The sequence below is a fragment of the Teichococcus deserti genome (assembly GCF_001982615.1).
Taxonomy (GTDB): Bacteria; Pseudomonadota; Alphaproteobacteria; order Acetobacterales; family Acetobacteraceae; genus Pseudoroseomonas; species Pseudoroseomonas deserti.
Window position 1 is genome coordinate 1 of the sequence record NZ_MLCO01000326.1, and the last position, 6,288, is coordinate 6,288.

Consider the following 6,288-nt stretch of genomic DNA (forward strand, 5'->3'; position numbering starts at 1 on the left):
GGTGTAGAGGGCGCGCAGCTCGCGGCCGATCATCAGCCGGATCATGGCGGCATGGCTGATTTCTTCGCGTGCCAGCGCGCCGACCATCTTCCCGTCGCGGAGACAGACAACCCGGTCGGCGACATCGAGGATCTCGCCCAGGCGATGGGTGATGTAGATCAGGCCGACGCCGTCGGCGCGCAGCTCGCGCAGCACGGTCAGCAGCCGCGCCGTCTCGGACAGCGTCAGCGAGGAGGTGGGCTCGTCCAGGATGATGATGCGCGCCTCGGCGGCCAGCGCGCGGGCGATTTCGACGAGCTGCCGCTGGGCGATCGACAGTTCCGCCAGCGGCGTGCCTGGCGCGAAATCCGCGCCGAGGCGATCCAGGATGGGCTGCACCCGCTCATGCGACGCCCGCCGGTCGACGACTGAAAGAAACCCGAAGCGGCGCGGCTCGCGGCCGAAGAGGACATTGGCCGCGACGTCGAGATTGTCGAAAAGGTTCAGCTCCTGATGGACGAAGGCGATGCCGGCCCGCGTCGCCTCGGCCACGTCCCAGCGGTCCCGCGCCGTGCCGTCGATGCGCAAGGTGCCCTCGCTGGGCGGCACGACGCCGCCCAGGATCTTCATCAGCGTCGATTTCCCCGCGCCGTTCTCGCCGATCAGGCCGAGGATCTCGCCCGGGGCCAGGGCCAGGCTGACCCCATCCAGCGCCCGCACCCCGGGATAGGTCTTGCCGATCCCCTCCAGCTGCAGCAGCGGCGCCATGCGTCAGGCCCCGCGCAGCAGGTCCCGCATCGACTTCTGGAAGTCGGCCACGTTGGATTTGTCGATGATGCGGGTCGGGATGATGATCTGCTTGCTGGCCGGGATGAAGGACTTGTCGCCCGCCAGCACCTTCACCATGCCGATCATGCTCTGGTAGCCGAACTCATAGGGCTGCTGCACCACGGTGCTCTCGATGGTGCCGTCGGCAACGCCGCGCAAGGTCAGCGCATCCTCGTCGAAGCCGACGATCTTGACCCGCCCCTCGCGGCCAGCGCCCTTCACCGCCTGGTAGATCTGCGGCGTGTTGTAGGCCCAGAGCCCGACCAGCAGGTTGATATCGGCATAGCGGGCGAGGACGTCCTCGACGTTGCGCTTGGCGCGGGCGATGTCGCTCTCGTCGGTGCGGATGTCGACGATGCCGATCTCGCTGCCCTGCAGCTCCTCGCGGATGCCCTGGACGCGCTCGCGGGCATTGTCGGCATCCATGGTGCCGACGAAGAGCATGGCCTTGCCGCCCTGGGGCAAAGCGCGCTTCATCTGCTTGCCGGCCTCGCGGCCTGCGGCCACGTTGTCGGTGCCGATATAGACCATGCGGTTGCTGGCCGGCGCGTCGCTGTCGCTGGTGAACAGGATGGACTGCGCCGCCACGCGGTTCAGCATCTCGGTCGAATTGGCCGGGTTGATCGGCGAGATGGCGATGCCGGCGACGCGGCGGGCCAGCAGCTCGTCGACGATGCGGCGCTGCTCGGCGGCGCTGGCCTGGCCGGGCACGATCATCTCCATGGCGAATTCGGGATGCTCGCGATTGGCCTTCTCGATGCCGCGCTTGCAGATGGTCCAGAAATCGGCGGAAACATTGACGATGAAGGCGAGGCTTTTCTTCTCCTGGGCCGCAGCCAGGCGGGGCAGGGTGCCGAGAGCAAGCGCCGCCGGAGCAGCAGACAGCAGGGTGCGCCGTTGCATCACGTCTGGTTCCTCCCATCGGGCCGCTTTTGTCGGGCCTCGATTTCTTGTCAGGCGGAAACGCTAGCAGAGCCCCCGCTTCATTGCGCGCACGAAGCGGTGAAGTTGCGCCGCTTTCACGTCCAGCCGCCATCGACGACGAATTCCTGCGCCGAGCACATGGCCGAGGCGTCCGAGGCGAGGAACAGCGCCATCTCGGCGATATGCTCCGGGAACACGCGGCCGGCGAGGGCCTGGCCGGCATCGATCTCGCGCTCGGCCTCGGGGGTGACCCAGAGCGTCAGCTGCCGCTCGGTCATCACCCAGCCGGGGACCAGGGTGTTGACCCGGATGTTCTGCTTGCCGAAGTCGCGTGCCAGGCCGCGGGTCAGCCCCTGCATCGAGGCCTTGGCCATGGTGTAGGCCGGCATGCCGCCCTGGCGCAGCTTCCAGGAGACCGAGCCGAAATTGACGATCGACCCGCCGCCGGCGCGCTGCATCATCGGGATCACCGCCTGGGCTGCGAAGAACACGGGGCGCATGTTCACCGCGATCCGGTCGTCCCAGTATTCCGGGGTGACGCGGTCGACGGCATGGCGCTCGTCATGCGCGGCGTTGTTCAGCAGCACGGTGATGTCGCCGAGGCTGGCCGCCGCCTCGGCCACCGCCTGGCGCAGCAGCCCGACATCGCGGATGTCGCATTCGAGGAAGAGCGGGGCGTGCGGCACGCCCTCCGCCTTGATGGCCTCGACCAGGGCGCGGCTGGCGTCGAGGGCGATGTCGACGAAGGCGACGCGGGCGCCCTGATGCGCGAAGGCGCGGGTCAGCGCCGCGCCGATGCCGCTGCCGCCGCCGGTGATGAAGACCGTCTTCTGGGCCAGATCGGGGTAGATCGCCTTGCGCTGCATCTTTTTCCGGTGCCTCCCTGGTTTGGTGGAAGACTGGGATCGGCGGCCCCGCTTGGCAATCGTGCTGCCGGACACGCCCGCGCGCGCGGTTGAACCGGGGAGGCGGATCGCGTAGCGAGCGGCCTCGCCCAAGCCGCACGAGGACCGCCGATGACGACCGCCCCCTTGCCCCGCACCGTGGTGGCGCTCGGCCTGGTCTCGATGTTCATGGACATCGCCTCCGGCATGACCCATTCGCTGATGCCGGTCTTCATGACCGTGGCGCTGGGCGCGCCGGTGGCGCTCGTCGGCCTGGTCGAGGGCATCGCCCAGGCCACCGCGGCACTGGCCCGGCTGTTCGCCGGCGTGGTCTCCGACTGGATCGGCCGGCGCAAGCCGCTGGTGCTGCTGGGCTACGGCATGAGTGCGGTGACCATGCCGCTGTTCCCGATGGCGCAGGGGATCGGCGCGGTGCTGCTGGCGCGCTTCCTCGACCGGGTGGGCAAGGGCATCCGCTCCGCCCCGCGCGATGCGCTGATCGCCGATGTCACGCCGCCCGAGCAGCGCGGCGCCGCCTATGGCCTGCGCCAGTCGATGGACATGACCGGCGCCTTCCTGGGCCCGCTGGCGGCGATCGGGCTGATGCTGCTGCTGAACAGCGATTCCCGCGCCGTGCTGTGGTTCGCCGTCATCCCGGCCGCCGTCGCCGTGGCCCTGATCGCCTTCGGGGTGAAGGAGCCGGCCGACGCCGCGCCGATGCAGCGCCGGCCCTTCCCCCTGCGCCGGGCCGAGCTGAAGAAGCTGCCGGCGGCCTATTGGCAGGTGGTGGGGCTGGTCGCGCTGTTCAGCCTCGCCCGCTTCAGCGAAGCCTTCTTGCTGTTGCGCGCCGCTGGCGCGGGGCTCGCGCCGGCCTGGGTGCCACTGGTGCTGGTGGCGCTGACCTTCGTCAATGCGGTGGCGGCCTATCCGCTGGGCCGGCTGGGCGACCGGATGGACCGCCGCCGGCTGCTGGGCTGGGGCGTCGCCTTGCTGGTGGCGGCCGACCTGGTGCTGGCCTTCGCGCCGAGCTGGCCGGTGGTGCTGGTCGGCGCCGCGCTCTGGGGCCTGCACATGGCGATGACCCAGGGGCTGCTTTCGGCGCTGATCGCCGATGCTGCGCCCAAGGAACTGCGCGGGGTTGCCTTCGGCGCCTTCAACCTGGTCCAGGCGGGCGCGCTGCTGCTGGCGAGCACCCTGGCCGGGCTGCTGTGGAGCGGCTTCGGCCCGCAGGCGACCTTCCTGGCCGGGGCGGCCATCGCCGTGGTGGCGATGATCCCGCTGCGCCGGGCGATGCGCGGCGGCGCCTGAGCCTTCACTCCAGCAGGATGCCGAGCTCCTTCGTCACCTTGCCCCATTTGTCGATCTCGGCGCCGACGAAAGCCGCGTAATCGGTCGCGCCGCGCCGGCCGGGGGCATAGCCGGAGGCAGAAAAACGCTCGACGAGCGTCGGGTCGCGCAGGGCTTCGGCGACCGCCGCCTCCAGCCGGGCGGCGATCGGGGCCGGCAGCCCGGCCGGGCCGGACAGCCCCATCCAGCCTTCGGCGGAAAAGCCCGGGAAGCCGGAGGCGGCGACGGTCGGCGCCTCCGGATACAGCGGCGAGGTCTCGGCGCCGGTCGTCGCCAGCACCCGCAGCTTGCCAGCGCGCACATGCGGCAGGGCGACGTCGACATTGAGCATGGCCACCGCCACCTGGCCGGCGATGACGTCGGTGATGGCCGGGGCCGCGCCGCGATAGGGGATGTGCATCAGCTCCACCCCCGCCGCCCGCATCAGCATGGCCATGGCCAGATGCCCCGAGGACCCGCTGCCCGGGCTGGCGAAGCTGATGCCGCCGGGCTTCTCGCGGGCCATGGCCAGCAGGTCGGGCAAGGTGCGGGCGGGGAAATCCGCGGCGACCACGAGCGCGTTGGGCACCGACGCCAGCTGCGCGACATGACTGAAAGAAATGCGCGAATCATAGGGCATCGAGCGGTACAGCCCGTGATTCATCGCGTTCTGGCCGTTGCCCGAGACCAGCAGCGTGTAGCCGTCCGGCGCCGCCCGGGCGACGCTGGCCGCGCCGATATTGCCGTTGGCGCCGGGGCGGTTCTCGATGACGAAGGGCTGGCCCAGGCTGCGGCCCAGCGCCTGCGCCACCAGCCGCCCGACCACGTCGTTGCTGCCGCCGGGCGGGAAGGGGACGATGACGGTGACGGCGCGCTCCGGCCAGGTGGCGGCGCGCAGCGGCGTGGCGAGGCTGGCGGCGGCAAGGCTGCCGAGGACGGCGCGCCGGGTGATTTTTTCCATCGTTGTTTCCTCCCGTTCAGGCGACGCAGCGGAATGTCTCGGTGATCCAGGGGCGCAGCGCCTCGGCATCCAGCGCGAGGCCGGTGCCGGGGGCGTCGGGGACGGCGATGCAGCCATCGGCCCCGACCGTCACCGCGCCGCCGAGGTCGAGCAGCGGATTGGCCGAGGCATCCATCTCGATCCAGGGATAGGGGGCGAAGCCGCCGCCGCGCCGGGCCGGCAGGATGGCGGCGGCCTGCAGCGCGGCGCGCATGTTCACGGCCGTGCCGAAGACATGCGGCATCACCGGCAGGTCGTAGGCGCCGGCGAGCGCCGCGATGCGCTGGAAGCCGGTATAGCCGCCGCAGACGGTCAGGTCCGGCTGCAGCACCGCCAGCGCGCCGGCCGCCAGGAAATCCCGGAAGGCGGCGGGGCTGGCCAGGGCTTCTCCGCCGGCGATCGGCGTGGCGGTGGCGCGGGCGACCGTGGCATATCCCAGAAAATCCTCGGGCTGGACGGGCTCCTCGATCCAGAGCAGCCCGGCCTCTTCCATGCGCTGGGCCGAGGCGATGGCGGCGGCGGCGGTGTAGCCCTGGTTGATGTCGACCATCAGCGCGACCTCGGGCCCGACCTGCCGGCGCAGCGCCATGGCCATGGCGCCATCCGCCCGCGGCGAGACGCCGGCCCGTGGCTTCACAGCCCGGAAGCCTTTCCGCAGGATGCTGTCCACCTCCGCGGCGTAGTGGCCGTAGGGATCGGCCGCCTCGGTGATGAAGGGGGCGCTGGCATAGGCGGGCAGGCGGGTGCGGATCGCGCCGCCCAGCATCTCGGCGACGCTGATCCCCTGCGCCTGGGCCGCCAGGTCGTGCAGCGCCATGTCGACCGCCGAGATCGCCATCATCCCGGGGCCGCGCCGGTCATAGCCCAGCGTCGCCAGCATGGCATCAAAGAGCCGGCCATGCTGCCGCGGCGCCTGGCCCAGCAGAAGCGGCGCCAGCCGGGTGCGGACCAGCGCGGCGGCGGCGGCGGGCGAGGCGAAGACCTCGCCCCAGCCCCGCTCGCCGCTGTCGGCGATCAGCTCGACGAGCAGAAAATCGCGGCGGCGGATCATCCGCGTCGCATTGCCGATGGCCGGGCTGGGCGCGAATCCCAGCAGATGGCCGCGGATCTCTTTCAGTCGCACGGGCGGCTTGTCCTGACGTTTCCTGCCCGGCTCGTCTCGGCCGGGATGGCCCGAAGCTTGGCGCTGCCGGATCGATGTGCGCCAATGCCGTTTCGCGCAGGGTCCATGCCGGGCGGTTATGATCTTCGACCTCAGGGAAATGGCGGTGTTCCGCCGGGTGATGGAGCTGGGCAGCGTCACCGCCGCCGCGGCGGCGCTGAACGTCTCCCAGCCCGCGGTCACCC

Annotated in this window: 7 protein-coding genes; 2 read left to right on the forward strand and 5 right to left on the reverse strand. The window is 71.0% G+C overall.

Annotation, left to right across the window (positions count from 1 at the left end):
- The 3 genes from BKE38_RS25995 to BKE38_RS26005 form a co-directional block, all read right to left on the reverse strand.
- On the reverse strand, positions 1 to 747 hold a 747-nt coding region (locus BKE38_RS25995; protein WP_131829729.1), incomplete at its 3' end, for an ATP-binding cassette domain-containing protein.
- A gap of 3 nt (positions 748 to 750) precedes the next feature.
- Entirely contained in the window at positions 751 to 1,710 is a 960-nt protein-coding gene (locus tag BKE38_RS26000) for a sugar-binding protein (RefSeq protein ID WP_076960112.1), read from the reverse strand.
- Positions 1,711 to 1,826: 116 nt separating this feature from the next.
- Positions 1,827 to 2,597 (reverse strand): SDR family NAD(P)-dependent oxidoreductase, encoded by a 771-nt coding sequence (locus BKE38_RS26005; RefSeq protein WP_076960113.1) that lies wholly within the window; start codon positions 2,595 to 2,597, stop codon positions 1,827 to 1,829.
- 150 nt (positions 2,598 to 2,747) lie between these two features.
- On the opposite strand from BKE38_RS26005, the gene BKE38_RS26010 reads away from it, so the two are divergent.
- Positions 2,748 to 3,923, forward strand: a complete 1,176-nt coding sequence (locus BKE38_RS26010) for an MFS transporter (protein WP_076960114.1) — start codon at positions 2,748 to 2,750, stop codon at positions 3,921 to 3,923.
- 4 nt (positions 3,924 to 3,927) lie between these two features.
- Here the strand turns inward: BKE38_RS26010 and BKE38_RS26015 are convergent, their stop codons facing one another.
- Together BKE38_RS26015 and BKE38_RS26020 are read right to left on the reverse strand one after the other, a co-directional pair.
- Positions 3,928 to 4,902: a Bug family tripartite tricarboxylate transporter substrate binding protein gene (locus BKE38_RS26015; RefSeq protein WP_076960115.1), complete on the reverse strand. Its 975-nt coding sequence runs from the start codon at positions 4,900 to 4,902 to the stop codon at positions 3,928 to 3,930.
- 16 nt (positions 4,903 to 4,918) lie between these two features.
- A complete protein-coding gene (locus BKE38_RS26020) occupies positions 4,919 to 6,064 on the reverse strand; it encodes a mandelate racemase/muconate lactonizing enzyme family protein (RefSeq protein WP_076960116.1) in 1,146 nt (381 codons plus the stop codon).
- 139 nt (positions 6,065 to 6,203) lie between these two features.
- Between BKE38_RS26020 and BKE38_RS33890 the strand changes: the two genes are divergently transcribed.
- Positions 6,204 to 6,288: helix-turn-helix domain-containing protein (locus BKE38_RS33890; protein ID WP_367596340.1), on the forward strand; the 85-nt coding region annotated here is incomplete at its 3' end.

What these genes read in the sequence shown, in the direction of transcription:
- BKE38_RS26000 (WP_076960112.1), bottom strand. Translation starts at nt 1,710, where the DNA reads ATGCAACGGCGCACCCTGCTGTCTGCTGCTCCGGCGGCGCTTGCTCTC.
- BKE38_RS26015 (WP_076960115.1), bottom strand. Translation starts at nt 4,902, where the DNA reads ATGGAAAAAATCACCCGGCGCGCCGTCCTCGGCAGCCTTGCCGCCGCC.
- BKE38_RS26005 (WP_076960113.1), bottom strand. Translation starts at nt 2,597, where the DNA reads ATGCAGCGCAAGGCGATCTACCCCGATCTGGCCCAGAAGACGGTCTTC.
- BKE38_RS26010 (WP_076960114.1), top strand. Translation starts at nt 2,748, where the DNA reads ATGACGACCGCCCCCTTGCCCCGCACCGTGGTGGCGCTCGGCCTGGTC.